Origin of the sequence: Haloferula sp. BvORR071 (assembly GCF_000739615.1) — a bacterium.
Classification (GTDB): domain Bacteria; phylum Verrucomicrobiota; class Verrucomicrobiia; order Verrucomicrobiales; family Akkermansiaceae; genus Haloferula.
On the sequence record NZ_BATP01000007.1, the window covers coordinates 32,158 to 58,151 of the forward strand.

General features: G+C 63.4%; 24 protein-coding genes. 20 read left to right on the forward strand and 4 right to left on the reverse strand.

What is annotated here, in order from left to right; all coding sequences use genetic code 11:
* Nucleotides 1–12: 12 nt before the first annotated feature.
* Entirely contained in the window at nt 13–549 is a 537-nt protein-coding gene (nuoB, locus tag BV071_RS05475) for an NADH-quinone oxidoreductase subunit NuoB (protein WP_035603253.1), read from the reverse strand.
* Between the two features lie 231 nt (nt 550–780).
* Here nuoB and BV071_RS05480 point away from each other — a divergent pair, with 231 nt between their 5' ends.
* The 18 genes from BV071_RS05480 to BV071_RS05565 all read left to right on the forward strand — a co-directional run bounded on the left by BV071_RS05480 (nt 781) and on the right by BV071_RS05565 (nt 16,427).
* On the forward strand, nt 781–2,007 hold the full coding sequence (locus BV071_RS05480; protein ID WP_265594102.1) for a hypothetical protein: 1,227 nt from the start codon (nt 781–783) through the stop codon (nt 2,005–2,007).
* Between the two features lie 53 nt (nt 2,008–2,060).
* A complete protein-coding gene (gene trpA, locus BV071_RS05485; protein ID WP_035603257.1) occupies nt 2,061–2,855 on the forward strand; it encodes a tryptophan synthase subunit alpha in 795 nt (264 codons plus the stop codon).
* A 12-nt stretch (nt 2,856–2,867) separates the two neighbouring features.
* A complete protein-coding gene (dapF, locus tag BV071_RS05490) occupies nt 2,868–3,680 on the forward strand; it encodes a diaminopimelate epimerase (protein ID WP_035603259.1) in 813 nt (270 codons plus the stop codon).
* Between the two features lie 75 nt (nt 3,681–3,755).
* Nucleotides 3,756–4,022, forward strand: a complete 267-nt coding sequence (locus tag BV071_RS05495) for a CopG family transcriptional regulator (RefSeq protein ID WP_052572933.1) — start codon at nt 3,756–3,758, stop codon at nt 4,020–4,022.
* Nucleotides 4,019–4,390: a type II toxin-antitoxin system VapC family toxin gene (locus BV071_RS05500; protein WP_035603261.1), complete on the forward strand. Its 372-nt coding sequence runs from the start codon at nt 4,019–4,021 to the stop codon at nt 4,388–4,390. Before BV071_RS05495 ends, BV071_RS05500 begins: the two co-directional genes overlap by 4 nt.
* Nucleotides 4,391–4,457: 67 nt before the next feature.
* Nucleotides 4,458–5,342, forward strand: a complete 885-nt coding sequence (gene dapA / locus BV071_RS05505; protein ID WP_035603263.1) for a 4-hydroxy-tetrahydrodipicolinate synthase — start codon at nt 4,458–4,460, stop codon at nt 5,340–5,342.
* 28 nt (nt 5,343–5,370) lie between these two features.
* A complete protein-coding gene (gene dapB, locus BV071_RS05510; protein ID WP_265594103.1) occupies nt 5,371–6,108 on the forward strand; it encodes a 4-hydroxy-tetrahydrodipicolinate reductase in 738 nt (245 codons plus the stop codon).
* A 60-nt stretch (nt 6,109–6,168) separates the two neighbouring features.
* Complete coding sequence (folK, locus tag BV071_RS05515; RefSeq protein ID WP_075090845.1) at nt 6,169–6,705, forward strand: 2-amino-4-hydroxy-6-hydroxymethyldihydropteridine diphosphokinase; 537 nt, start codon at nt 6,169–6,171, stop codon at nt 6,703–6,705.
* A 14-nt stretch (nt 6,706–6,719) separates the two neighbouring features.
* On the forward strand, nt 6,720–7,508 hold the full coding sequence (gene panB / locus BV071_RS05520) for a 3-methyl-2-oxobutanoate hydroxymethyltransferase (protein WP_052572990.1): 789 nt from the start codon (nt 6,720–6,722) through the stop codon (nt 7,506–7,508).
* Between the two features lie 19 nt (nt 7,509–7,527).
* Nucleotides 7,528–7,926, forward strand: coding sequence for a hypothetical protein (locus BV071_RS05525; protein WP_035603265.1), 399 nt, complete (start codon nt 7,528–7,530; stop codon nt 7,924–7,926).
* On the forward strand, nt 7,923–8,327 hold the full coding sequence (locus BV071_RS05530; RefSeq protein ID WP_035603267.1) for a peptide chain release factor-like protein: 405 nt from the start codon (nt 7,923–7,925) through the stop codon (nt 8,325–8,327). The genes BV071_RS05525 and BV071_RS05530 overlap by 4 nt, the downstream gene beginning before the upstream one ends.
* A 35-nt stretch (nt 8,328–8,362) precedes the next feature.
* On the forward strand, nt 8,363–9,172 hold the full coding sequence (locus BV071_RS05535) for a thymidylate synthase (protein ID WP_035603269.1): 810 nt from the start codon (nt 8,363–8,365) through the stop codon (nt 9,170–9,172).
* A gap of 8 nt (nt 9,173–9,180) precedes the next feature.
* Nucleotides 9,181–9,543: a hypothetical protein gene (locus BV071_RS05540; RefSeq protein WP_035603271.1), complete on the forward strand. Its 363-nt coding sequence runs from the start codon at nt 9,181–9,183 to the stop codon at nt 9,541–9,543.
* Nucleotides 9,543–10,010, forward strand: a complete 468-nt coding sequence (locus BV071_RS05545) for a dihydrofolate reductase (protein ID WP_035603273.1) — start codon at nt 9,543–9,545, stop codon at nt 10,008–10,010. Before BV071_RS05540 ends, BV071_RS05545 begins: the two co-directional genes overlap by 1 nt.
* A gap of 15 nt (nt 10,011–10,025) precedes the next feature.
* Nucleotides 10,026–10,403 carry a DUF3127 domain-containing protein gene (locus tag BV071_RS05550; RefSeq protein ID WP_035603274.1) on the forward strand — a complete coding sequence of 126 codons (378 nt, stop codon included), beginning with the start codon at nt 10,026–10,028 and terminating at the stop codon, nt 10,401–10,403.
* A gap of 324 nt (nt 10,404–10,727) precedes the next feature.
* On the forward strand, nt 10,728–13,283 hold the full coding sequence (locus BV071_RS32530; protein WP_081885810.1) for a hypothetical protein: 2,556 nt from the start codon (nt 10,728–10,730) through the stop codon (nt 13,281–13,283).
* Nucleotides 13,284–13,335: 52 nt separating this feature from the next.
* Nucleotides 13,336–16,119, forward strand: coding sequence for a choice-of-anchor D domain-containing protein (locus BV071_RS32535; RefSeq protein WP_052572936.1), 2,784 nt, complete (start codon nt 13,336–13,338; stop codon nt 16,117–16,119).
* Nucleotides 16,120–16,166: 47 nt separating this feature from the next.
* Nucleotides 16,167–16,427, forward strand: coding sequence for a hypothetical protein (locus BV071_RS05565; RefSeq protein WP_035603276.1), 261 nt, complete (start codon nt 16,167–16,169; stop codon nt 16,425–16,427).
* 40 nt (nt 16,428–16,467) lie between these two features.
* Here the strand turns inward: BV071_RS05565 and BV071_RS05570 are convergent, their stop codons facing one another.
* Nucleotides 16,468–16,917, reverse strand: coding sequence for a hypothetical protein (locus BV071_RS05570; RefSeq protein ID WP_265594104.1), 450 nt, complete (start codon nt 16,915–16,917; stop codon nt 16,468–16,470).
* On the opposite strand from BV071_RS05570, the gene BV071_RS05575 reads away from it, so the two are divergent.
* On the forward strand, nt 16,916–17,041 hold the full coding sequence (locus BV071_RS05575) for a hypothetical protein (protein ID WP_265594105.1): 126 nt from the start codon (nt 16,916–16,918) through the stop codon (nt 17,039–17,041). The two genes, BV071_RS05570 and BV071_RS05575, sit on opposite strands and share 2 nt — an antisense overlap.
* Before the next feature lie 6 nt (nt 17,042–17,047).
* Here the strand turns inward: BV071_RS05575 and BV071_RS05580 are convergent, their stop codons facing one another.
* The gene (locus tag BV071_RS05580; protein WP_035603281.1) at nt 17,048–18,280 is read right to left on the reverse strand and encodes a competence/damage-inducible protein A; all 1,233 of its coding nucleotides are present in this window, start codon (nt 18,278–18,280) and stop codon (nt 17,048–17,050) included.
* Between the two features lie 57 nt (nt 18,281–18,337).
* Nucleotides 18,338–18,670: a ribosome silencing factor gene (gene rsfS / locus BV071_RS05585; protein WP_265594106.1), complete on the reverse strand. Its 333-nt coding sequence runs from the start codon at nt 18,668–18,670 to the stop codon at nt 18,338–18,340.
* 246 nt (nt 18,671–18,916) lie between these two features.
* Between rsfS and BV071_RS05590 the strand changes: the two genes are divergently transcribed.
* Nucleotides 18,917–25,810, forward strand: coding sequence for a hypothetical protein (locus BV071_RS05590; RefSeq protein ID WP_035603284.1), 6,894 nt, complete (start codon nt 18,917–18,919; stop codon nt 25,808–25,810).
* Nucleotides 25,811–25,994 lie beyond the last annotated feature (184 nt).

Genomic DNA, 25,994 nt, shown 5'->3' on the forward strand with positions numbered 1-25,994 from the left:
TGAATCTAACGATCAGGCGAGGTCCTCGATCAGTTCCTTCTTCTGGTTGCTGAGGGCGGGATCGCTCTCGATCTTCCGCTGCAGCTTCATGAGCCCTTCGATCAGAGCCTCGGGCCGCGGCGGGCAACCGGAAATGTAAACGTCCACCGGGATCAGGCGGTCGATCCCCTGCAGCACGGCGTAAGAGCGATACATGCCGCCGGAGGAGGCGCAGGCGCCCATGGCGATGCACCACTTGGGCTCCGGCATCTGGTCCCAGATCCGCTTCACAGCGAGGGCCATCTTGTAAGTCACGGTGCCGGCCACGATCATTACGTCCGCCTGGCGGGGCGAGAAGCGCATGACCTCCATGCCGAAGCGACTGAGGTCGAAGCGGCTGCACGCGGAAGCCATCATCTCGATCGCGCAGCAGGCGAGGCCCATGGGCATCGGCCACATGGAATTCTTGCGCATCCAGTTCATCGCCGCGTCCACGCGGGTGAAGATGATGTTGCCCTCGATCTTCGAATCGTAGGCGGCGTGGGCGGTCTGGGTGGAATCGCTGACCATAGGTGGCTCCGGCGGGACGATGCGCCCGGTGAGGACGCCCCTCAAGCCCGTTTGTGAAATTTTTCACAAGCTCCCCTGCCTGGGCCCGGCGACGCATCCTTGCCAGCCTGCCAGGAAACCCGCTAAGGATCACGCCGAATGGCGAGAAACCGGACCAGACGCAATTGGGCCTATGGGGTGGCGATCCTCATTTTGTGCCTCTTTTTCGCTTGGAACAATCGCGAAGCGCTGATGGCGGCCAAAACCGGTGGCGAAGCATCGAAACAGGGAATCGCCGGCAACCCAGCGACTCCGGACGAAACATCCCCTTCCAAGTCCGGCAAAAGCGGAGCCCGGCCCACCGCCCCGAAACCGGCAAGTGACAAGGAACAGGAGAAATTCAAACGCTTCTTTCTGCCGCCGATCAAGTTGGAGGGTGCGACAATCGAGGAAGCGGTGGCTGCGATCGTGGCCGCCTATCGCGAGACGGCGACAGCCACGGGCGAAACCGCGCTGGATCTACGCGTCGATCTTGCCTCCGCCCGGACCCGCAAGCCGCTCACCTGCACCACGCCGCGGGCTCCGGCCGGCACGGTCCTGCGCTACGTGGCGGCGATGGCCGGCAATAGCACAAAGGGCAGTTTGCCGAATTTCCGCCTAGAGGCGCTGTCTGACGTGGCGGATCGCAAGGGCAAGATGGAGGTTCCGCCCGACTGGGCCTCCCAGGTGGCGGACCTGCTGACTTCCGGGACGAAGGCATCGGAGGCCAAGCTGGCGGAAGATCCCTTCGCCGAGACCAAGAAGAAAGACCCGCCGCAGGACGATCCTTTCTCCGAAAACCCGCCACGCCCGAGGCCAAATCTCCGCGATCTGCTGATCGCCCAAGGATTCAACCCCGAGCTGGTATGCGCACAGTCGGGACCCAGCTTCACCTACGAGCACATGAGCGAAGCCGAGCAAGAGTTGCTCGCGGCATTGGCAGAGACCGGCGGGCTTGGCGGGCTGGGGCCGGTGCAGCTCAAGATCGATGCCAAGGTGATCGAGCTCCCCGAGGATCTCGCCCATTCGCTGAATTCCGGCGCAGCCCTTACGGACGCCGAGGTCCAACTCACAATGCGCGAACTCGCCCAGAAGAAGGGCGTCGATCTGATGACCCTGCCATCGATCACGGCACGTGCCGGCGAAGATGCGATGATCGAGCTTATCAACACCAAGCCGACCCAGGAGGGAGGAGAGACTTGGACCGGGGTAAAACTGGCGACCACGGCGGTTCCCTACGGACTCGGGAGCCAAGTCGAATTTGCCTTCAAGGGTCGCGGGGAAGGCGGCGATGAAACCTTAGCCCGGGAGCAAGTCACGCTGCCGGAGAACGCCAACGGTGTGGCCCTTTCGCAGGCGAACGGCGGCCAGAAGTTGGTGGTGATGGTCGGGAACACATTGATCGACGCCATCGGACGGCCGATCGCCCCGCCGCCCTGAGCCGAAAACCCGCACTTGTCACCGGGGGGCGAAGTGAAGAGGCTCCGCGCCCCATGAATCGCATCGACGCCGCATTCGCCCGGCTCCGCTCGGAAGGCAAGAAGGCCTTTGTCGCCTATGTCGCCGCGGGTGACCCCTCCTTCGAAGCCTCGCTTGAAGTGGTGAAGGCCTTGGCCGATGCCGGGGCGGACGTGATCGAGCTGGGCCTGCCCTTCTCTGATCCGCTTGCGGACGGGATCGTGAACCAGATGGCCGCGGATCGCGCCCTGAAGGCAGGCATGAGCACGCCGCGCTCGCTGGATCTGATCCGGGAATTCCGCAAGACGCACGAGACGCCGATCGTGCTCTTCACCTACCTCAATCCGATTTTCACCTACGGCTTCGAGAAGTTCCATGCGGACGCTGCCGCCGCTGGTGCCGATGGGATCCTGCTGCTCGACCTGCCGCCGGACGAGGCGAAGCTCAATGCCGATCTCGCCAAGGGCGAAGGGCTGAAGCACATCCGCCTGATCGCACCGACCACTCCCGATGAACGCGTAGGCCTGTTGGCCCAGTCCGGGGATGGCTTCATCTACGCCCTCTCCCGCACCGGCGTGACCGGCGCGCATGGCGTGCCCTCCGAGGGCATCGGCGCTCAGGTCGCCAAGATCAAGGCGCACACGCAGATCCCGGTTTGCGTCGGCTTCGGCATTACCAAGCCGGAGCAGGCCTCGATGGTTGCGAAAACCTGCGATGGGGTGATCGTCGGGTCGGCGATCGTGAAGCAGATTGAGCTGAATCCCGAGCGCGCCGCCGAAGCGGTCCGCGAGTTCGTCACTCCCCTGATCGAAGCCACCAAGGCAGCCTAAGACTTTCCGACCATGCTACTCCACTTCTACAAGATGAACGGTGCCGGCAACGATTTCGTTGTCATCGATAACCGCGATCTTTCCGTCGCCCTGGACAAGGACCAGATCGAAGCGCTCTGCGACCGCCACCGCGGTGTCGGCGCCGATGGCTTGCTGGCCGTGGAGCCGGCGGAGAACGGCGCCGACTTCAGGTTCCGTTACTACAATGCGGACGGCGGCGAGGCCGAGATGTGCGGCAATGGTGCCCGCTGCTTCGGCCGCTTCACCGCGGCGCTCATGGACGGTGAGCCAGAGCGCGTGACCTTCGAGACCATCGCTGGCACCCTGGCCGCGGAGCTGGTGGACGAGGAGGTCCGGATCGCGATGTCCGAGCCGAAGGACCTCAAGATTGATACCGGCGTGAAGATCCCGGAGCTGAACGCCACCTTGCATTTCATCAATACCGGCGTGCCCCACGTCGTCGCTTTTGTGGCGGATCTGCCAGGCACCGAGGTCGTGCGCCACGGTGCGGCGGTCCGCTATCACCAGGCTTTCGCCCCCGCTGGCACGAACGCGAACTTCGCCACCGTGCTCGCCCCCGGTCACATCGCCATCCGCACCTATGAGCGCGGCGTGGAAGATGAGACCCTCGCCTGCGGCACCGGCATGGTGGCCTGCGCCCTCATGCACCATCTGCTCGATGGTGCACCTTCCCCCATCAAGGTGGACGTGAAGGGCGGCGACACCTTGGAGATCGGCTTCGAGAAGACCGGCGAAAGCAGCTTTACGAATGTGACGCTGACCGGCCCCGCCGACTTTGTTTTCGAGGGCGACATCGAGATTTGATCCATATGATGCCAAAAAATGGCATCATATGATGATAAAACTTGCCATCACTGGGGCAGATGCCATGCTCGAGGCATGGAAAGGAAGAAGGTCAGCTATCGAAGTGCCAGCAAGCGCACCATCGTGGACTTGCCGGACGAAGACCTGAGCCGCTTGGATGAAGTGGCCGAACAGCAATCGGTCTCGCGGGCTGCTCTCCTCCGGGAAGCGGTGGCCGAATACGTGATACGCAAGAGCAAGGCCCCCGCAGTGCCCAAGCCGCTAACCGGTTTTGGCTCGCTGAAGGGCTACTACGGTGAGGCCCTCGCTTATCAGGATGAACTTCGCGGAGAGTGGGAATGACCGGCTTCTTCGACACGAATATCCTGATCGACTTCCTTAATGGCGTGCCGGAGGCGCAGGTCGCCACCTCGCCTTACGGCCGCCGGTGCATCAGCCGGATTACCTGGATGGAAGTGCTGGCCGGGGTGAAAGATACCCCGGGCGAGGACATCGCGCGGACCTTCCTCGCCCAGTTCGACGTGGTTGAGATGAGCGAGGATGTCGCCGAAGCGGCCCTCACCTTACGTCGACACCATGTGCCGCGCCTGAAGTTACCGGACGCGATCATCCTCGCCTCGGCACGGATGCTGGGCTGCCGCCTGATTACACGGAACACGCGGGACTTTCCTCAAGACTCGGCGGACGTGCTGGTGCCTTACCGTCTGTGACGGAAAATTTCATATTCCCCGGGTTCCGGGTTGAAGAGCGGCAAATCACGTTCATTCTCCGCCCGCCATGACGTTCCGAGGCACTTACACCGCGCTGATTACGCCCTTCCGTGACGACCGTATTGATGCCGCGGCCTTCAAAGCCCTGATCGAGCGGCAGATCGCCGCCGGCATCACCGGTATCGTCCCCGTCGGCACCACCGGCGAATCGCCCACCGTCGATACCGACGAGCACATCGAGGTGATCCGCCTCGCCGTGGAATACGCCGCGGGCCGCTGCCAAGTGGTCGCGGGCACGGGGGCAAATGCCACCAAGGAGGCGATCGAGCTGACCCAAGCCGCCGAGAAGGTCGGCGCGACCGGCACGCTCCAAGTCTGCCCCTACTACAACAAGCCTTCGCAGGAAGGGATCTACCGCCACTTCCGTAGCGTGGCCGAAAACACCGGCCTGCCGGTGATGCTCTACAGCGTGCCCGGCCGTAGCGGCGTGGAGATTGGCGTGGAAACCGCCGCCCGCCTTGCCGCCGACTGCAAGAACATCGTCTCCATCAAGGAGGCCGGTGGTTCGGTCGAGCGCGTGAACCAGCTTTTCCAAGCGGTGCCCGCGGATTTCTCGATCCTCTCCGGCGATGACCCGCTGACGCTGCCCTTCATGTCCTGCGGCGCGGTCGGTCTCGTCTCCGTGGCCTCTAACCTCGTTCCCGAGGTGCTGGTGAAGCTGGTGCAGACCTGCCTCGACGGTGACTTCGTGGCGGCCCTGGCCCAGCAGAAGCAGTGGTACCCCCTCTTCCGCGGCCTGATGTCGCTGGACGTGAACCCGGTGCCGATCAAGACCGCCGTGGCCCTGCAAGGTCACTGCACTGAGGAACTGCGCCTGCCGCTGGCACCGCTTACCGACTCCGGGAAGGCCCAGCTCCGCTCGCTCCTCACCGAATTCGGACTTCTCCGCTAAAAAGGACAGCCACCATCCGGAAAGCGCCATGATCCAACTTCTAGTCACCGGCAAGTCAGGCCGAATGGGCCAAGCCGTCCTCCAAGCCGCGAGCCAAGAGCCCGCGGTTACCGTGACCGCTACTCACGACGCCGGCGAGAATCTCGCCGCGGCGATCGCCCAAGCCAACACGGTGATCGACTTCACCATGCACAAGTTCACCAGGGAGCTGCTCGACGCGGCGCTGGTGAACAAAACGCACTTGGTGATCGGCACCACCGGCCACACCGATGAAGAGCGCGCGGCCATCCGCGAGGCCTCCAAGACCCTGCCGATCGTTTACGCACCGAACTTCTCGATCGGGGTGAATACCCTCTTCTGGCTGACCCAGAAGGCCGCGCAAGTGCTTACCCAGGACCGCTTCGACATCGAAGTGACGGAGATGCATCACCGCCACAAGATCGACGCGCCCTCCGGTACCGCCCGCCGACTGCTGGAAATCCTCAACGAGGAAACCGGCACGAAATACGAGGAGGACATCGCCCACGGCCGCTTCGGCAACGTCGGCCCGCGGGCGCCCCGCGAGATCGGCATGCACACCCTGCGTGGTGGCGATGTGGTCGGCGACCACACGGTGATCTTCGCCGCGGATGGCGAGCGGGTGGAACTGACCCACAAGGCCAGCTCGCGCCTGACCTTCGCTGCCGGTGCCGTGCGTGCTGCGGTCTGGCTCTATAACAAGCCGGCCGGCATCTACGACATGCAGGATGTGTTGGGCTTGAAATAGACAGAAGATCTGAAGGCTACAGACGACAGACTTGAGAATCACCCGGTGCCTTCCAGTCTTATGTCTGTAGTCTTGCCGTCTTCCGTCTCTCAAGGGATACGTGTGGGCATTGCCTTGGGGTCAAACTTGGGCAACCGCCTGAAGCACTTGCAGGAGGCCCGGGACCTGTTGAAGCGGGTCGCGGTGCCGGACTCGCTGCTCCAAGCATCCGTTTACCAGACGGAGCCGGTGGATTGTCCGGACGATTCGCCCGATTTCTACAACACGGTGGTCGAAATCGGCTACACGGGCACCGCGCATGAGCTACTGGATGCAACCCAGGCGATCGAGTTCCGGCTCGGCCGCACGGCGGTTCCGGAGCGGAACGCGCCGCGGGTGATCGATGTGGACATCCTCTACTTCGGCGAGGAGCGGATCGATGGCGAAATCCTCGACCTCCCCCACCCCCGGCTGACCTCGCGGCGCTTTGTGCTTCAGCCGCTCGCGGAGATCCGGCCGGACCTGATCCTGCCTGGCGATCAAGTTTCGATTGCGGAACACCTCCGCCACCTTGATTCTAACGAACCGCCGCTGGTGACTGTCCAAGCGACGTGGTAAGCCATCCGCCCGCCGTGACCGCATCCGAAAAAGCCGCCGCCATCCTCCGCCGGAAAGCTTCAGGCCCGCCGGTGACGATGCTAACGGCCTACGACTATCCGACCGCCCGTCTCTTCGATGATGGCGGTGTGGATATCCTGCTGGTCGGCGATTCGCTTGGCATGGTGGTTCTTGGCTATCCGGACACCACCCACGTGACGCTCGAGCAGATGCTGCACCACGTGGCAGCCGTGGCCCGGGCCAAACCACGGGCGATGGTGGTGGGAGACCTTTCGATCGGCACCTATCCCGACGCCGCAACCGCACTCGCCAATGCCAAGCGCTTGGTGGAGGCCGGGGCTGAGGCAGTGAAGCTGGAAGGCGGCTTGCGCCAGGCGGACAAGGTCCACGCGATCGTGGACGCCGGAATCCCGGTTTGTGGCCATCTAGGCATGCTCCCGCAGCGGGTGCTGGAAGAAGGTGGCTACCGCAAGAAGGGCAAGACCCCCGAGCAAAGCGCCGCTCTGCTGGAAGGCGCGCAGGCGTTGGTGGATGCCGGGGTCTTCGCGATCGTGCTGGAGAGCGTGGTCCCCTCCGTCGCGGAGTGGATCAGCAGTCAAATTGCTGCACCGACTATCGGCATCGGCAGTGGCGAGCATACTTGCGACGGCGAGGTGGCGGTGGCCACAGACCTGATCGGCACCTTTCCTTGGTTCGTGCCACCCTTCGCGAAGCCGGAGGCTAATCTTGCGCCCCAAATCGCCGCCGCTGCCGCTGCCTATTGCAAGCGGGTGCAGGACGCGCCGGCCCGCCACCCAGGCTAGAGCCAGCAAGCCCTACGGCATGCCATCCATCGTTCTGCGCCATGCCAGCGACTCGGACAGCTTGACCCGGGCGGTCGAATCGCTTGCCAAGCCCTTGGATGCCAGATGGTCCCCCGGCGACCGCCGTTCGAAGTCCCGGCAGCACGAGAATTTCGGCTTCAATCTCTGCCTGGTGGACCGGGAAGGCCCCGTCGGCGAATGCTTGGAGGAAGCGCTGCGACGGTTCGGCGAACTGGAACAGCAGCTTTCCGCCCTCGGCCAGTCGTTGCGGGGATGCGTGGTGGACATCGGGATCTTCGGGGATCCCGCTTACTTCACCCGCTCCGTGAGGCTCAGCGCCAGTCAATGCGCCCGCTGGGCAAACTTGGGAGTGGATTTCGAGGTCTCCTTCTACCCATCCTCCCAGCCGGAACCATGACCAGCCCCGAAAAACAAGCCGCGCTCGAAGAGCGCATGGCCCGGCTGGGCATCGAGGAGGAGGACCTCCACGAGAGCTTCATCCTCGGCTCCGGCTCGGGCGGGCAGAAGATCAACAAGACGAACTCCTGCGTCTTCTTGAAGCATATCCCCAGCGGCTTACAGGTGAAGTGTCAGGAAAGCCGTTCGCGCGAGGCGAACCGTTACCTGGCGCGGGAGTCACTCTGCGACACCTTTGAGGGCATCAAGCGCGACAAGGCGACGGCGCAGAAGCAGGCGATCGAAAAAGCCCGCCGCACCAACCGCAAGCGCTCGCGCCGCTCCAAGCAACGTTCGGTGGCCGAAAAGCGTCAGCTTTCTGAAAAGAAGTCGCTCCGGAAAGCTCCTGGAGCTGAAGATTGATTCCAGCAGCAAGCCTGCTAACCCTGTAGTCAGCCATGAAAGCCTACCTCGATCTGATGCGCGATGTCCTGCAGAACGGCGAGGAACGTTCCGACCGCACGGGCACCGGCACACTTTCCGTATTCGGACGGCAGGTCCGTTACGATCTCCGTGAGGGCTTCCCCTGCCTGACCACCAAGAAATTGCACCTGCGCTCGATCATCCACGAGCTGCTCTGGTTCATTAAAGGCGACACCAACGTGGCCTACCTGCAGGAGAACGGCGTGCGGATCTGGGATGAATGGGCGGACGAGAGCGGCGATCTCGGCCCGGTCTATGGGCGCCAGTGGCGCTCCTTCCCCGCCCCCGACGGCCGTGAGGTCGACCAGATCGCGGAACTCGTCCACGGGCTGCGGGGCGACCCGCATTCACGGCGACATCTGGTGGTGGCGTGGAACCCCGGCGAGCTGAATCGCATGGCCCTCCCGCCCTGCCATTGCCTGTTCCAATTCTTCGTTCACGAACCGGAGTCCGACCGTCCGGGGCTATCCTGCCAGCTCTACCAGCGCTCGGCGGACCTCTTCCTCGGGGTGCCTTTCAACGTGGCCTCCTACGCGCTGCTCACGATGATGCTGGCCCAAGTCTGCGGCTTCGAGGCGCGCGACTTCGTCCACACCTTCGGCGACCTGCACCTCTACAAGAATCACCTCGACCAAGCGCGCGAACAACTCACCCGCGATCCGAAGGCTCTGCCCAAGATGTGGATCAACCCGAAGGTCCGCGAGCTGGACGACTTCAGCTTCGATGATTTCCGGCTGGAGAACTACGATCCACACCCGCACATCAAGGCGGAAGTCTCGGTTTAAGTGCATCCATGTTCCACTTCGAGCACCGCGAGGATAAACCCATCAGCACGCACCGCTTCGCGTGGCGGATGTTGCGCTGCTTTTCCTACGCGCTGGTGACGGTGCTTGCGGCGCTGGTGATCGGCGTCGTCGGCTATCACACGATCGGCGGCTTGGGGTGGATCGATGCCTTTCTCAATGCCTCGATGATCCTCGGCGGGATGGGACCGGTGGATGCGATGACGACGGATGCCGGCAAGATCTTCGCTGGTTGCTACGCACTCTTCTCGGGCTTGTTCTTCGTGGCGCTGGCAGGCTTCCTCTTCGCGCCGGTGATGCACCGGATTTTGCACCGCTTTCACTACGAGGAGGACCAGGAAGGAGAATCTTGATGCGTTTGATTGCCATTGTCGCGATGACCCCGGAGCGTGTGATCGGTCGGAACGGAACCCTGCCCTGGCACCTGCCGGAGGACCTTGCCTTCTTCAAGCGGACCACCTCCGGCCATGCGATCGTGATGGGCCGCAAGACCTACGAGTCGATTGGCAGGCCGCTGCCCAAGCGCCGCAATATCGTGCTGACCCGGGACCAGTCTTGGTCAGCCCCGGGAATCGAGGTGATCCACGCGCCGGAAGAGCTGGCCATGCTTCCCGGTCTGGAGGGAGATGTCTTCGTGATCGGCGGGGCCGAGATCTACGCCGCCTTCCTCGACCAACTGGACGAATTGCTGGTTTCCCGCGTTTTCGAGAATTACCCGGGTGACACGCAGCTCCCGGTATTCGAACATGCCTTCGCGGAGCCGGAGCTGATCGAGACGCACGACGCCTTCGAAGTCCGCCGCTACCAACGCCAACCTTAACTCCACTAGCCAGCCATGCCCCAATCATTCGAACTCGAAGGCACCCTGAAGCTCATCTTCGACGTGCAGACCTTCTCCAGCGGCTTCATCAAGCGGGAGTTCGTGGTGGAAGTGCCGGACGGCAAGTTCCCGCAGATGATCAAGTTCGAGTGCGTGAAGGACAAGACCGCCATGCTCGACAAGCTGAGCATCGGCGACAACGTCAAGGTCTCCTTCGACGTCCGTGGCAGCGAATACAAGGAGCGCTTCTACGTGAACCTGAACGCTTGGAAGCTCGTGAAATCCGGCGGCGGCAGTGGCGATGACTTCAGCCAAGAGCCGCCGCGCGGCAACTCCTCGCTGGATGATGCCTTCGACCGCGAGCCGAATTACTCGGACGACGTGCCGTTCTGAAGCGGTGCACGCCTGCGGCGTGTAAGAGTCCGCGCCGGCCTCCGGCTGGCGGACTTCCCCTCAGGAGGGATGCGCCTTTGCTGCGCCATCCGCCTCCCTGTATTCTGCAATCTAGCAGACGGGGGCACCTATCTCGCGGCCGGGCTTGTGACGAGGCCGTAACGCAGGCCCCCCGGGACGCGCGGAGCCCCGGAAATCATCGCTTTTTTACAATTCGGAGATGGACCGTCTCCCTATCTTACGGTTGTTTGAATGGGATAAGTTAGGTCTTGGGCCGGGTCTCGCTACCCGGCCCATACTCAACCGCCTTGCTTACCCCCCACGATGAAAACCCTCGCGCCCCTCTTAGCTGCAGCTTTGTCCGGCATCGCCTTTGCTGGTATGCCTCCGGATTCAGGCAAGGTGCCCGAAGGTCTGGCACCTTCCGAATGGGCCGATATCCACGCCGCCTATGAGGCCGCCCGGCATGCGCCGCGGCGTCAGGAAAGCGGCCATTTCCTCGCCCGCAATCCCGGCCAGCAATGGTCCGCGGAGTTCGATGGCAAGGGGTTTGTCGTTACCCCCGACCTCGGCGCTTGGACCTGGGGCTTGGAATTGACCGGGTATGGGGAGCGCACCCTTCCATCCCCTTCCCAGCTTCGCCACGAAGGCGGAAAGATCACCTGCCAGCGGGATAGCAATCTCACCGAGTGGTTCATCAACGACAGCCGTGGCCTCGAACAAGGCTGGGACTTCCAACAGCGCCCCGAGCGCGCTGACCCGACCGCCCCGCTGCGCCTTCATCTAGCCATCCGTGGCAGTGTCCAAGCACAGGTTTCCGCCAGTGGCGACAGCGTTTCTTTCCAAGAGAAAGACGGCGACAGCACCTTGAGCTATGGTGGACTAAAGGCATGGGACGCGGACGGTAAGAAGCTCGCCGTCCGTTTCGAGCCAGCCGATGGGAAGGGCATCCGCATCGCGGTCGATGACCGGAGCGCCCGCTACCCGATCACCGTCGATCCGGTCGCCATTCAGCAAAGCAGCCTGCTTGGACCCGCCGGAATTGCCGTCTCCGGCGACACCGTGGTAGTCGGGGCCCGTGTCCTCACCCGCAGTGGCGGGGCTTGGGCCCAGCAGGCTTTGCTCGCTGGCAGCAATACCGCAGCAGATGACAGCTTCGGCAACGCGGTCGCGATCTCGGGTGACACGCTGGTGATCGCGGCTTTGAATGAAGACAGCGCCGCCACCGGCGTGAACGGCGATCAGAACAACAACGATGCCACCAATTCCGGGGCTGTCTATGTCTTCACCCGCAGCGGATCGACATGGACCCAGCAGGCTTATCTCAAAGCCAGCAACACCGGCGCGAATGACGCGTTTGGCACCTCTGTCGCAATCTCCGGCGACTCCATCGTAGTGGGTGCCTACGCTGAAGACAGCAATGCCACCAGCGTGAACGGGGACGGCAGCAATGATGCGGCGGCCAATTCTGGAGCCGCCTATGTCTTCGTCCGCAACGGCAACACCTGGACCCAAGAAGCCTACCTCAAGGCCAACAACGGCGTGGCAGGAGATGGCTTTGGCGGCGCGGTGGGAATCTCCGGCGACCACGTGGTGCTAGGTGCTTCCGCGAAGAACAACAGTGGCGGAGCCGCATTTATGTTCAGCCGTAGCGGGACGACCTGGACGCAAGAGGCCTACTTCCCGGGCAGCTCCAACGGACACTTTTTCGGTGGCACCGTGGATATCTCCGGTGAAACGGTGGTGGTAGGGGCTCCCCGCGATAACTTCTACAACTGGGCGGGAGCTGCCTATATCTACGTCCGCAATGGCAGCACTTGGAGCCTGCAGGGTTATCTAAAGGGCAGCAATACGGAAGACCTCGACCAGTTCGGCTATTCCGTAGCGATCTCCGGCGACACCGTGGTGGTGGGAGCCAATTGGGAAGACAGCCGGGCCACCGGCGCGAACGGCGATCAGTCGGACAACGTCGCGCTCGACTCCGGTGCCGCCTACATTTTCACCCGCAGCGGCACGACCTGGACCCAGCAGACCTATCTCAAGGCACCCTACACCCTGAACGGTAAGCAAGAGTTCGCCCGGAGAGTGGCGTTTTCAGACGGAGTGCTCGTCGCGGCAAGCTTGACCAACACCTTCGTCACGGACTTTTTCACCTCGGGATCCGAGATCCATATCAAACAAGGGACTGCCGATGTCTTCAGCGGCGGGACGACGGCCTTCGGACCGATTGTGGAAAACAGCGGTTCCACGGAGCTGACCTTCACCTTGGCCAACCTGGCCGTGGACGACCTCCTGCTGACCGGCACTCCAAAGGTCGCCCTGAGCGGCAGCAGCGACTTCACCCTCACCGCCCAGCCTAATAGCCCGATCGCCGGGTATGGGGCCAGCACCACGTTCAAGGTGCTCTTCACCCCCATCACCGGAGGTCTCAAGACGGCTTCCCTTGCGATTCCCAACAGTGATTCAGATGAAGGCCTCTTCACCATCAATCTGGCCGGGACCTCGCTGTCCTTCACGACCGACACGGATGGTGACGGCCTGAACGACGCCGCGGAATTCAACATGGCCAGCCTCAACTTCAACTGGCAGGTGGCGCAACCGGCCTTGGTAGACACCTACTTCGCCAATGCGGGCGGCACCGGGTTCGCGACCTTGGCACAAGTCCAGGCCCTCTATCCGGGGAAAACCTTGGTCGCCAGGAATCCAGCGAACGGCCGCTTCAAGGTGAGCACGCAATGGAAGAAATCCACCAACCTCGTCGATTTCTTCAACTTCCCGGCACCGGCGGATTCCGCGGTTTCGATTAGCCCTTCCGGGAAGATCGAGTTCGAATTCACAGCGCCGGAGAGGGCCGCTTTCTTCCGGATCGGGCAGCCGTAAAACCAAGGTTCGAGACCCACCGCGTCCCCTTTTCCTTCATCCCTCACTCCCGATGAAAACCCTTCTCCTCCTTCTCTCCTCCGCCTGGTCGGGCTTGGCCCTCGCCGCAGCGCCAGCCGATCATGAGACTATACCAGAAGGCCTTGCTGCCTCCGATTGGGCCGGCATCCGTGCCGCCCACGATACCGCCCGGCATGCCGTGCAGCGTGAGGAAGGCGGGGGCGATCTCATCGCCCGCAATCCCGGCCAGCAGTGGTCCGCCGAGTTCGATGGCAAGGGCTTCACAATCACTCCGGATGAAGGCGCCTGGACCTGGGGCCTCGATCTAACAGGATATGGAAGCCGGACGCTTTCCGCGGCTACCTCCCCGCAGCTCCGCCACGAGGGCGGGAAGATCACCTGCCAGCGGGATGAGAATCTAACGGAATGGTTCATCAATGACAGCCGCGGGCTCGAGCAGGGCTGGGATATCAAGCTGCGTCCCGAGCGCGCCGATCCTTCCGCCCCGCTGCGGCTCCATCTCACAAGCCGAGGCGGCTTCCGCCCGCAGGTTTCCGCGAGTGGGGAGAGCGTCTCCTTCCAGCCTGAAGACGGCGGCAATGCCCTGACCTACCGAGGTCTCAAGGCTTGGGATGCCGAGGGCAAGGTGCTCGCGGTCCGTTTCGAGCAAGGCGGTGAGGACAGGATCCGCATCGCGGTAGATGATCAGAATGCCCGCTATCCCATCACCATCGACCCCGTCGTCCAGCAGGCTTACCTCAAGGCCAGCAACGCCGGAGATTCTGACCGGTTCGGTTTCTGCGTGGCGATCTCGGACGATACGGTAGTCGTGGGAGCCCCCTACGAAGGCAGTGCAGCCACCGGTGTGAATGGCGATCAAACAAGCAACGCGGCCGGGGAGGCCGGTGCCGTCTATGTCTTCGTTCGCAATGGCAGCATCTGGACCCAGCAGGCTTACCTGAAGGCCAGCAACACCGAAGCCGGGGACCGCTTCGGTTGCTCGGTGGCAATCTCAGGCGATACCTTGGTCGTGGGCGCGCGCTGGGAAGACAGCGCTGCAACCGGTGTGAACGGCGATCAATCGAACAACCTCGCGTCCGCTGCCGGTGCCGCTTACGTCTTTGTCCGCAGCGGGACGACCTGGACCCAGCAAGCCTATCTCAAGGCCAGCAACGCCACAGATAACGACAACTTCGGATGCTCGGTGGCGGTCTCCGGCGATACGCTGCTGGTAGGAGCTTTGTGGGAAAGCAGTGCGGCCACCGGCGTGAATGGCGACCAGGCAAGCACCGCTGCAAGTGGATCCGGTGCCGCTTACGTCTTCACCCGCGGCGGCACCACCTGGACCCAGCAAGCCTATCTCAAAGCCAGCAACACCCAGGCAAGTGACTATTTCGGCATATCCACCGCAATTTCCGGCGATACAGCCGTCGTGGGAGCGGAGGAGGAAGATGGCAGCCTCCCCGGCGTGAACCCGAACCAAGCCGACAACCAACGCAGCGGTGCGGGGGCCGCCTACGTCTTCACCCGCAGCGGCGCGACATGGACCCAGCAGGCCTATCTCAAGGCCAGCAATCCTGGCAACGATAACCTTTTTGGCAGGTCGGTCGCAATTGCGGGCGACACCTTGATCGTCGGAGCCAGAGGGGAGCGCAGCACCACCACCGGCGTGAACAATCCTCCTGCGGGATATGGCAACGTCATCGGTGCCGCCTATATCTTCGCCCGCAACAGCGGATTGTGGACGCAGGAGGCCTACCTCAAGCCGCATATCAACACCGGGGTCGGATCTTTCGGCTCCGCCGTGGCAATCTCCGGCGACAAGGTGATCGTGGCGGCAATGAATGGCTCGCTCAGATCGGCCTATGTCTTCAGCCGCAGCGGCACAACTTGGACACAACTCGCCTACTTTCCTGGTGACGTCTCCAGTTCGACTGGCAACTACTACGACTTCCACGGTTGCGTCGGAATCGCCGGGGACACGGTGGTCGTCGGGGCCCATGAGGCCTCTAGTGCCAGCACCGGCGTGACACGGCTTGAGCCGCCACGCCTGAGCTCCATTTATCAATCCGGTTCCGCGTTTATCACGCATCTCGACTACAATGGGCCGCTGCCTGCCGACCTCGCGGTCCGATTGGCCACCGCCCCCATCCTGCGTGGCGGCACAGCGGCCTTGGGTCCCGCGGTCACGGGCAGCTCGCGGGAGACCAGCTTCGAGATCGCGAGCACCGGGCCGGGAACCCTGGAACTGAGCGGCAGTCCGCGGGTGAGCGTCTCGGGCAGCAGCGAGTTCACCGTGAGCGCCCAGCCCGATCCCGGCACCCTGCCCGGCCCCAGTGGCAGCACCACCTTCAAGGTGCTCTTCACCCCCACCAGCGGCGGCACCAAGACGGCCGCCCTCTCCATCCCCACCAATGACGGATACAATTCCAACTTCATCCTCAATCTGACCGCCCCCGGCTTGTCGTTCGTCAACGACACGGATGGCGACGGCATGAGCGATGCCTCCGAATACAACATGCCGGGACTCAACTTCGACTGGCAGGTCAAGCAGACCGCGCTGGTCAACACCTACCTCACCAATGCGAACGGCGCGGGGCTCTATACTCCCTCGCAGGTCCAAGCCCTCCGGACCGGGACGCCGTCGATCGCCCGGAATCAGGCCAATGGCCGGGTGAAGCTGACGATGGACTGGAAGAAGGCGACCAATCTCAGCGACTTCTCCAACTTCCCCGCCCCGGCGGGCTCCTCTGTCGCGATCAGTCCTAGCGGTGCCATCGAATTCGAATTCGCGGTTCCGGACAACGCGGCGCTCTTCAGGATCGACCAGGAGTGAAGCCCGAGGCTCAAGGCATCCGCCTTCCACCTTTTCCTCAAGCCGCGATGAAAACCCTCGCTCCCCTCTTCGCCGCTCTGCCAGGCCTTGCCTTCGCCGCTGACCTTGGGACCGTTCCCAAAGACCTCGCGCCTGCCGGGTTGGCCGATATCCGTACCACTTATGACGCCGCCCGGCATGCTCCGCAGCGTCAGGAAGACGGCGACTTCGTGGCCCGCAATCCCGGCCAACAATGGTCGGCTGAATTCGATGGCAGGGCTTCACGGTCATTCCCGATCACGGAGCCTGGACTTGGGGCTTGGATCTAAAAGGATATGGAGAGACCTTACGCTGTCCGCAGCTTCCTCCTCACAGCTCCGCCACGAGGGCGGGAAAATCACCTGCCAGCGCGATGAGAACCTGACCGAGTGGTTCATCAACGACAGCCGGGGCCTGGAACAGGGCTGGGATATCCGGCAACGCCCGGAGCGGGCCGACCCGGCCGCTCCGCTGCTGCTCCGGCTGGCAACCCGCGGCAGTGTCCACCCGCAGGTCTCCACCGGCGGGGACAGCATTTCCTTCCAAGACCAGGGCGGTGCCAGCGCGGTGACCTACGGCGGGCTCAAGGCATGGGATTCGAATGGCACGATGCTCCCCGTCGGTTTCGAGCAGGCCGGGGAGAATGGCATCCGCATTGCCGTGGATGACCGGAGCGCCCGCTATCCTCCACGCCATCCGCCAGTCAGCCCCCGAGATCGACGTGGATCCAAGGAGCGGCCGGATCAAGCTGACGCCCCGCTGGGAAAAGGCCGCAGACATGATCAGCTTTTCCGTGTTCCCCGTTCCGGCAGGCTCCGACGTTTCGATCACGCCTTCCGGAGGCATCGAATTCGAATTCCCGTCTCCGGACAGCACGGCCTTCCTCAAGATCGAGCAGGACTAGGCCTGGCTACTTCGAGGCCAGCCTTCTCACCCCATCCAGCGCCGCCTGGCTCACCGCCAGCTTGAAGTCCTTCCGATTGCGCGGGTGAATCTGTTTCACCGCGAGCGTCGCCTGGCCCTTGGCAGCCCAAGCCAGCCACACCGTGCCGACCGGTTTCTCCGGTGTGCCTCCGTCCGGTCCGGCGATGCCGGTGACGGCCACGGCGATATCCGCGCCGCTGACCCGCAAGGCACCTTCAGCCATCGCCCGGACGACCGGTTCGCTGACCGCACCGTGTTCATCCAGTATCTCCTGCGGCACACCTAACAGATCGCGCTTGGCCTCGTTCGCATAGGTCACGAAGCCATGCGTGAAGACGGCACTGCTGCCGGGCACATCGGTAATCCGATTCGCGATCAGTCCGCCGGTGCAGCTCTCCGCCGTCGCAAGCTTCAGCCCTGCGCCGCTCATCAAGCGCACCACTGTTGCCTCCAAGCTCGATCCATCCTCGGAGAAAGTCTGCTTGGCAAAAGCCGCCAAGGTCACATCACGCCCCGCGGCAATCGCCGCTTCGTCGCCGATCAAGCGCACGTCCACCTCACCCACGCGGGCGCAGTATCCGACCTCAAGGCCGGGGACCTCCGCGAGCTTGGCATCGATCTCCTCCTGGATATCGCTCTCCCCCACCCCGGTGATCTTGAGTTCCAGCATGCCCGGAGGATTTGCGAGACCCGCAAGCGCCACCAAGCGCGGCGCGACCTCGGCGCGGAACATCGGATAAAGCTCACGTGGCGGTCCCGGCAGCAGGAAGACGGCGCAGTTCGCCGCTCCATTCAGGCGCGGCGGGATGTAGATCCCCGGCGCGGTGCCATTCGGGTTCGGCAGCACGTCCGCTCCCACCGGCACCTGGGCCTGCTTGCGGTTCGACTCCGCCATCACCTTGTTCCGCGCGGCGAAGAAGGCCTCCAGCGAACGCACCGCGGCCTCGTCCTCAATCAGCTCGATGCCAAGAACCTCGCAAACGCATTCGCGCGTCAGGTCATCGCTGGTCGGCCCGAGGCCGCCGGTGATGATCAATACATCGGCGCGGACCACGGATTCGCGGATCGCCTGCGTGATCGCATCGCCATCCGGCACCGTGGTCAGGCGCTGGATGCGCATGCCCAGTTTGAAAAGCTCCTCCCCGAACCACTTGCCGTGGGTGTTCAGAACCTTGCCGAGCAGAAGCTCGGTGCCCGTGGTCAGGATCTCAATGCGCACGCACGAGACAGAAGGCGGGAAGGCCCCGGACGCAAGAGCGGACTCAAACCGGCCGCGTCAGCCTTTCCACTCGATTTCCTTCGCGTCGGCCCAGAGGTCTTCCAGACCGTAGTAGTCGCGCAGTTCCTCGTGCATCACGTGCACCATCACGTCGATGTAGTCGAGCACCACCCACTTGGTGTCGGCGTTACCCTCGGCATTCGCCGGGCGGGCACCGTACTGCTCCTCCACGTTGCCGCGGATATCACGCAAGATCGCGCGCAGGTGGGGCATGGACGAGCCGGAGCAGACGATCATGAAATCGGTCAGATTCGAGAGCCCGCGGAGGTCCCAGACACGGATCTTCTCCGCTTGGATTTCGTCCGCTGCCTTTGCGCAAGCCTTTGCCAATTCCAGTCCTTGGATCGCCATATCTTTCCCGTCCGGGGCGCGGAGCCTAGCGTGCCTGCGGCGCTTGGCCAATTCATTTTCGATCAATGCCGAATGAAGAATTTTCGAATGCCGGATGAAGTGACGGCCAGTTCGGAAACCCCCTCCCCACCGTCACAAACCCTTCGCTACCCGGGATTTGTGAATTTGCTGTGAGGTCAGCAGGGAGTTGTTCCCCTCTCCCACGGGCTTCCCTATACCCCGAGCATGAGAAAAATCCTCTTCTCGCTGCTATTTTCCCTGCCCCTGTCCCTGGCGGCGGAGGATCTCGAGTTCAAGGAGGCTTTCGCCGATCCCGCGAGCCGCGAGGCAGCCTTGGCCCGGCTGGTTCCCCAGACCCGCGACTGGTTCTTCTACCAAGCGCTCAACCATCAGCTCGCCGGTCGTACGGACGCCTACCGGAAGACCATGGCCGACTGGAAAACCGCCGCCCAGAAGCCCGGCGTGGGTGCCGCCACTCTCGAAGGTTACGACATCCTGGAAAACCGCGAGATCCTGCTCCGCTTCGACGCGGACCCGAAAAAGGCCACGGACGAGATGATCCACCGGGCCGGGATGACGTTCGACGACGCCAAGCCCGACGCCCGCGCCGACGAGAAACTCCCTGACCGCCTCGATCCCGCCCGGATTTCCGTCCAGGCCTTCGAGCAGGAAGCCATCGATCGCGGCAACGAGGCACCCTATCGACAGTTGAAGGGCGAGCGCCTGGCTGCGGAGCTGGCGAAGGTCGTGGAGTTCGACGAAGCCAAGCTGCTCTATTTCCGCCAGACACTCACCCAGGCGGATCTGCCCGGCGTCGTGGCCCTGCTCACCCGGGTCCACCGCCTGCCCCAGCCACCCCGCTTCGGCTCCGCAAGCATCGAGAACCGCTTGACCCGCGCCCAGCTCGATGAATTGGCCGCCGCAGTCCCGGCCCTGCGTGGCAATCAGGAGTTCGCAACCCGCTGCATGACCACCTTGCTGCCCGGGGCGGAGACCGACTTCGAGCTCGATCCCTCCGCGCATGCCGCACATCTCGCCGCCTGCCGGGATTTCGCGCTGACCCTGCCGCCCGCGCTGAATTCCCTGAAGGCCCACGTGCTTTTCCACCACCTGCGACTCCAGCGCGATCTGGGGCAGTATCCGCAGGAGGACTTCCTCGCCTACCTGCGCTTGCCGCGGAATGAGCATCCAATTTTGCGGCCTGTTCAGCAACGCGCCGCGGATCCCTTCATCAACCCGGCAGCCGACTACTCCCCTGCCACGGGCTGCCCGCCGATCGGGGACGACAGCGCTCTCGTCAGCGAGTACCTCCAGCATTTCCTCGGCAGTGCCGAAACGCCCGATCTCTTCAAGGATCTCATCGAGGAGAAGAAGCTGCGTCTCTTCCATGCCCGGGCCCGGCTCTTGGCCGGGGCAGATCCAGTGGCATGGGGTGCGTCGATTCCTCCGGCCGAGCTACTGGAAATGCAGAAGGAGACCCGCATCGTCTTCGCGCCAGGACAAGGCCAGGCGCTTCCCGCTGACGCGGAGGTGAAGCTCGCGCTCGATCTCAAGAATACGCCGGATCTGCTGGTGCGGATCTTCGAGCTGGATCTGCCAGCATGGATCGAGCGCGAGGGTAGCGAGCCGCCGGTGGACCTCGATCTGGAGGGCTTGGTGCCCCACCACGAGAAACGCCTGAGCTTCGCGCAACCGCCGCTGGTACTGCACCGCGAGACGCTGGATCTGCCGGAGCTCGCCGGGCCCGGCGCATGGGTCGTGGAGTGCGTGTCGAAGGAAGTCTCTTCACGCGCGCTCATCCGCAAGGGCCGCTTGATCGCCTTCGTGGATCACGAGGCCCGAGGGCAATCGGTGAAGGTCTTCGGTGAGGACGGCACCCTGCTCAAGGATGCGAGCGTCTCCCTCGGCACCGAAACCTTCGCTCCCGATGCGAGTGGCAAGATCGTGATTCCCGACAAGACCAGCTCGTCGCGCACGACTGGCTTGGTCCGCCAGGGCAAGCTCGCCGTGCCGCTCTCTCTGGAGGCACGCCGCGATGAGATCTCGCTCGACGCCCGCTTCCATGTGGACCGCGAGCAACTACTGGCCGATCAGCAGGCCAGCCTCTTCATCCGCCTGCGCCTGAATAGCCATGGCAGGGAGATCCCGCTGGAGTGGATCGATAAGCCCTCGCTGGTGATGCAGGCAACCTTGGCTGGCGGCCTCACTACCGAGCGCGTGATCGGTGGCGATCTCAAGCTATCCCCACGGATGTTCATCCCCTTCCAAGTCCCCGCAGACACCATCGCGCTGACCATGAAGCTCACCGGCTCGGTGACACCTCGCGACGGCGATGATCCGAAACCGCTGGAAGCCAGCAAGAGCTGGGAGCTGAACAACATCGTCACCAGCGGACGAATCGCTGCGGGCTTCTTCACGCGCGATACCGAGGGCTATCGAATGGAAGTCCGTGGCCGCAATGGCGAGCCCTTGTCCTCCCGCCCCGTCACCTTCCAGTTCACCCACCGCAACTATGCCAGCCCGATCGAAGTCACGCTGCGCAGTGATGATCGCGGCCGCGTGGCACTTGGCACCCTGCCGGAGATCGTGAAGATCGGGACTCGCAGCTCGGACATCGGCGAGGTCAATTTCAAGCCTGATGAGGAAGCCGGCTGGAGTGACTTCCCCGCTGAATTCCAGCTCGCCGCTGGCGATGAGATCCGCTTGCCGCTGCTGCGACCGATGGCAGTTCTTGATCGGGCTCGTGTGAGCTTGAGCGAATGGCGTGGCGAGGCATTGCTCCGTGATCACTTCGACAAGCTGGCGCTTGATAAGCGGCAGCTGGTCTTACGCGGTTTGCCCGCCGGCGACTTCCGGCTCGTGATCGATGGCAAGGCTATCCTCATCCGCTCCTCTGCCGCGGCGGAGCGCGACGGTCTGTTAGTCTCGGCCGCGCGCATCATGCCGCGCTTCCTGCCGCCATTGCCCTTCGTCATGGCCGCCACACCTGAAGCCGGTGCTCTGGTGGTGAAGGTGGATGGTGCTTCACCGGGTACCAGGGTCTCGCTGTTGGGGCGGCGCTATCTCCACGATTGGTCCGGCGGAGCGGCGCTGCAGCCCTTCGGGAATCCCCTGCCTGCTCTCCTGACCCCCGGCTTCACCGGGAATGCCTTCCTTGAATCGAAGCGCCTGAGCGACGAGATGCGCTACATCCTGGATCGGCGCGCCGCGAAGACCTTCCCCGGTTCCATGCTGCCGCGCGCGGGCCTGCTGGTGAACCGCTGGAGCGAGGACGACGTAGTACAGGCCGAGCAAAAGGGTGAAGGCGGCCGCGTTGGCCACGGCACCGGTGGCGGGCGGTCTGGCGGGAGGGAACCAGCGCCCTCTACTCCCCCAGAGGAACGTGAGGGTGATTCCAACGGCGAAGCCACGCTCGACTTCCTGGCTCGCACCTCGGTGCTTCGGCTCGATCTACCGCTCGGTGCGGATGGCACCGTGCAGGTGCCCGCGGCGGACTTCGCACAGTGCCAGTATCTGGAGATCGTGGCCGCTGACACAGCGGGCCGTCATCACCTGACGGTGCCGCTGGTGCCGAGCGACACCCCGCTGCGCGACCGCCGCCTGGCGAAGCCGCTGGATGCCAAGACATACCACGTCGGCACCCGCCGCGCGGCGGCCCTTGCCAAGGGCGCCGAGGCCAGCATCGAGAGCGTGCTTGATGCCGACTGGCGGGCCTTCACCACCCTGGCGGAGGCGCACCAGTTCCTGTTAGGCGCTTCGAGCGATACCCGTCTGAATGACTTCCTACCGCTGCTCGATTGGCCCTCGCTCGATGAGCAGAAGAAGCTGGCCTTCCTCTCCGAGCACGCCTGTCACGAGCTGCACCTCTTCCTGATGCGGAAGGACCCGGACTTCTTCACCAAGCACGTGAAGCCGATGCTGGCGGAGAAGCAGGAGCCAACGGTGGTCGACAACATCCTGTTAGGCCGCGACCTCACGGCTTACCTGCGGCCCTACGCCTGGCAGCGGCTGAATGCCGCGGAGAAGGCACTGCTGTCTCAAGCAATGCCGGAGGCCCGGGAACGGGTCGCGCGCGAGCTGAACTTGCGCTGGGAACTCGAAGCTCCCACGCCCGAGCAGGAGACCCAGCTCTTCACCCAGACCCTGCGCGGGAATGAACTGGCGACGGAGGACTCCCTCGGCCTGGCCGCAAAGGATACAGATGGTTCGATGACGCTCGGGGGAACCTCATATCTCCTCGAAAAAACCCGCAACACTATCATCCCCGTCATTGATTTTGAGGACACCTCGGTCGAAGAAGCCATCGACTTCCTGCGCCTGCGCTCCCGCGAGCTGGATACCCGTGAAACCGATCCGACCAGGAAGGGTATCAACTTCGTGATCCGCAAACCGCGGGCAGGCCTGGATGCCGCGTCGGATCCCGGTGCCCTCCGCATCAAGGAACTGCGCCTGCGCAATGTTCCCATGGCCGAAGCGCTCAAGTACATCTGCGAGGCTACCCGGCTGCGCTACAAGGTCGATGAATATGCCGTTACGCTGGTGCCGGGAACCGAGTCCGATGAGGACCTTTTCACCCGCACCTTCAATGTCCCGCGGGATTTCCTGAACCTGCTCACCGGCCCCAACGGCGCCATCAGAGAGGAAGATCCCTTTGGCACGACCGAGGCGCGCAAACGCGGAGGCCGCCTTACCATCACCGAGGCACTGAAGGAAAAAGGCGTCGCGGATGTCGCCGGTTCCTCCGCCACCCTAACAGGATCGAGGCTCGTAGTCCGCAATACATCCACCAATATCGACCTGATCGAGAGTCTTGTGGACGTGGTGCTGGAGGACCGTCCCGTGGCCAAGCCTCGTGCTGCGCATCGCGGCCTCTCTGCCGGTGTCCCGGGTGGCCTATCCGACAACTCCGGCATACTGCCACCACTACCTTCTTCTGCTGCCGAGGCCGATGGTTTCGCCTCCGGTGGCGGTGGCGCTGATCATTTTGCCGAGGCCGATCCGTTCGGAGGAGACGGGAGCACGGGTGCGGCACTGAAGCCGCGCCCCCCCATGGACCACCCCTTCTCCCGTCCTTCCTGGAGTTCCGAACGCGACCAGACCCGCCTGTGGCGCGAGTCGAACTACTATCGTTATCGTGGCAAGACCGACGAAAGCTTCATCCCGCTCAACCGCTTCTGGCTCGATCTCGCGCTGTGGGATGGCAAGGGCGCTTTCATCTCGCCGAACTTCAATGCCTGCACCCACAACGCCAACGAGGCGCTGTTTTGCCTGGCGATGCTCGACCTGCCCTTCAAGGCCCAGCGCCCGGAGACGCAGGTGGACGGCTCAACCCTCAAGGTGAAGGCCCGCGAGCCGATGCTGCTCTTCTACAAGGACACGCGCGAGACCCAGAAGGTCGCGCAGGATGCCCCGGTGCTGGTGCGCCAGATCTTCCACCGCCTCGATGACCGCTTCCGCACCGTGGACGGCCGTCAGGTGGAGAACAGCATCAGCGGCGACTTCGTGGCGGGGGTGCCCTACGGCGCCTCGATGGTGGTGACCAATCCCAGCGGTGCGGGCCGGCGGATTGATGTGCTGGCCCAGATCCCTGCAGGTGCGATCCCGCTGGCGGGATCACCGGCCACGACCTCGGAGACGTACGAGCTGGAGCCCTATGGCGTCCAGAGCCTGGAGCTTGCCTTCTATTTCCCGCTGGCCGGGGAATACGCGGTCTATCCTCTGCAAGTGTCGGAGAACGATACCATTCTCGCACGCGGCGATGCCCGGGTGCTGCGGGTCAGTGCCGAGCCGCCGCCTGCGGACGCCGACTCTTGGCCGGTCCTCGCGCGCGACGCCAGCAACGATGCCGTGCTCGCCCGCATGAAGATCGCAAACCTGCGCACGCTGGACTTCAAGCTGATCCGCTGGCGCCTGCAGGACCGCGGTTTCTTCAACGAGGCCTCCAAAATCCTGCGCGAACGGCTGCACTACTCTGCGGATGTTGCCTCTTACGGCTTCCTGCACGGCGATGTCCCCGCCATGCGCGAACTGGTCGAGAACTCCTCGCTGGCGCAGCGCTTGGGTGATTGGCTCGATAGCCCGATTATCCAAGTGCGGCCCTTGGTTCATCGCGACTGGGAGAGCCTGGAATTCGATCCACTGGTGAATCCCCGCGCCCACCGCTTCGCGGACAAGGAACGCCTGACCCACGCCGACGCCACGGCCCACTACACCGCGCTGTTAGACACGCTGGCCTGGAAGCCAGCGCTTGAAGCCGGTGACCAACTGGCCCTCACCGCGCATCTCCTGTTGCAGGACCGCGTGCCGGAGGCGCTGGAGCGTTTCGACAAAGTCGACTCTAACAAACTGCCCGCAACCATGGCCTACGATTACATCGCCGCGGTGGTGGATTTCTATCGGTCCAAGCCGGAGGACGCACGCGCTCTCGCGGTGCGTCACAGCACCTTGCCGCCCGGCCAGTGGAAGCAGCGCTTCGACGCGATCCGCACCCAGGCCGACGAGATCGTAGCGCTACAGGCACCACGCGCGGCCGAACCGCAGAAGCCGCAGGAAGAAGCGCCGAGCCTCGACCTCGCGCTCGCCCCGGACGGCAAGCTCGTGATCAAGCAGCAGCGGCTCGACAAGACCCTGCTGCAGCTCTTCAGCGTGGATTTAGAAATGCTCTTCTCCAAGGATCCCTTCCTCACCGGTGAAGGAGCCTCGCAGCCCGGCATCCGCGCCAACGATAGCCGCGAGGTATTACTCGCCGCGCCAGAAACCGCAGTCGACCTGCCCGAGAACTTCCGTCACGGCAACGTCCTTGTCGCCGCCAAGTCCGGCACCACCAAGGTCCTCAAGGTTCTCGACAGCCGCTCTCTGGAAATCACCCGCACGCCTTTGGAGCGCACCTTGCAGGTTTTCGACTCCGCCAGCCGACTGCCCGTGCCGCAGTGCTACGTGAAGGTCTATGTCGAAGACAGCAGTGGCCACCCCGTCTTCCACAAAGACGGCTACACCGACCTGCGCGGGAAGTTCGACTACCTCAGCCACACCGGCAGCGACCTCGGGGAGATCCACAAGATCGCCGTGCTCGTGAACCATCCGGAGAAAGGCGCGAGGATCGAGGTGTTTGATTTGTGAGATCCAATACGGGAGGGTCGATTCGTGATCGCAGATTGCGAATCGGACCTCACGGTTCTGCCTTTGATCCCTAAGGGATCTCCGCCTGATCCCAATAGGGATCAAAGCGGCAGTAGCCGGGGGTTGAGCGCAGCGACACCCCCGGTATCCGCCCCACGGAATAACTCGATCCCGAAGGGATCGC

Coding starts and splice junctions, on each gene's coding strand:
- nuoB (WP_035603253.1), bottom strand. CDS start 549: ATGGTCAGCGATTCCACCCAGACCGCCCACGCCGCCTACGATTCGAAG.
- BV071_RS05480 (WP_265594102.1), top strand. CDS start 781: ATGGCGGCCAAAACCGGTGGCGAAGCATCGAAACAGGGAATCGCCGGC.
- trpA (WP_035603257.1), top strand. CDS start 2,061: ATGAATCGCATCGACGCCGCATTCGCCCGGCTCCGCTCGGAAGGCAAG.
- dapF (WP_035603259.1), top strand. CDS start 2,868: ATGCTACTCCACTTCTACAAGATGAACGGTGCCGGCAACGATTTCGTT.
- BV071_RS05495 (WP_052572933.1), top strand. CDS start 3,756: ATGGAAAGGAAGAAGGTCAGCTATCGAAGTGCCAGCAAGCGCACCATC.
- BV071_RS05500 (WP_035603261.1), top strand. CDS start 4,019: ATGACCGGCTTCTTCGACACGAATATCCTGATCGACTTCCTTAATGGC.
- dapA (WP_035603263.1), top strand. CDS start 4,458: ATGACGTTCCGAGGCACTTACACCGCGCTGATTACGCCCTTCCGTGAC.
- dapB (WP_265594103.1), top strand. CDS start 5,371: ATGATCCAACTTCTAGTCACCGGCAAGTCAGGCCGAATGGGCCAAGCC.
- folK (WP_075090845.1), top strand. CDS start 6,169: ATGTCTGTAGTCTTGCCGTCTTCCGTCTCTCAAGGGATACGTGTGGGC.
- BV071_RS05525 (WP_035603265.1), top strand. CDS start 7,528: ATGCCATCCATCGTTCTGCGCCATGCCAGCGACTCGGACAGCTTGACC.
- BV071_RS05530 (WP_035603267.1), top strand. CDS start 7,923: ATGACCAGCCCCGAAAAACAAGCCGCGCTCGAAGAGCGCATGGCCCGG.
- BV071_RS05535 (WP_035603269.1), top strand. CDS start 8,363: ATGAAAGCCTACCTCGATCTGATGCGCGATGTCCTGCAGAACGGCGAG.
- BV071_RS05540 (WP_035603271.1), top strand. CDS start 9,181: ATGTTCCACTTCGAGCACCGCGAGGATAAACCCATCAGCACGCACCGC.
- BV071_RS05545 (WP_035603273.1), top strand. CDS start 9,543: ATGCGTTTGATTGCCATTGTCGCGATGACCCCGGAGCGTGTGATCGGT.
- BV071_RS05550 (WP_035603274.1), top strand. CDS start 10,026: ATGCCCCAATCATTCGAACTCGAAGGCACCCTGAAGCTCATCTTCGAC.
- BV071_RS32530 (WP_081885810.1), top strand. CDS start 10,728: ATGAAAACCCTCGCGCCCCTCTTAGCTGCAGCTTTGTCCGGCATCGCC.
- BV071_RS32535 (WP_052572936.1), top strand. CDS start 13,336: ATGAAAACCCTTCTCCTCCTTCTCTCCTCCGCCTGGTCGGGCTTGGCC.
- BV071_RS05565 (WP_035603276.1), top strand. CDS start 16,167: ATGAAAACCCTCGCTCCCCTCTTCGCCGCTCTGCCAGGCCTTGCCTTC.
- BV071_RS05575 (WP_265594105.1), top strand. CDS start 16,916: ATGATCAGCTTTTCCGTGTTCCCCGTTCCGGCAGGCTCCGACGTTTCG.
- BV071_RS05570 (WP_265594104.1), bottom strand. CDS start 16,917: ATGTCTGCGGCCTTTTCCCAGCGGGGCGTCAGCTTGATCCGGCCGCTC.
- BV071_RS05590 (WP_035603284.1), top strand. CDS start 18,917: ATGAGAAAAATCCTCTTCTCGCTGCTATTTTCCCTGCCCCTGTCCCTG.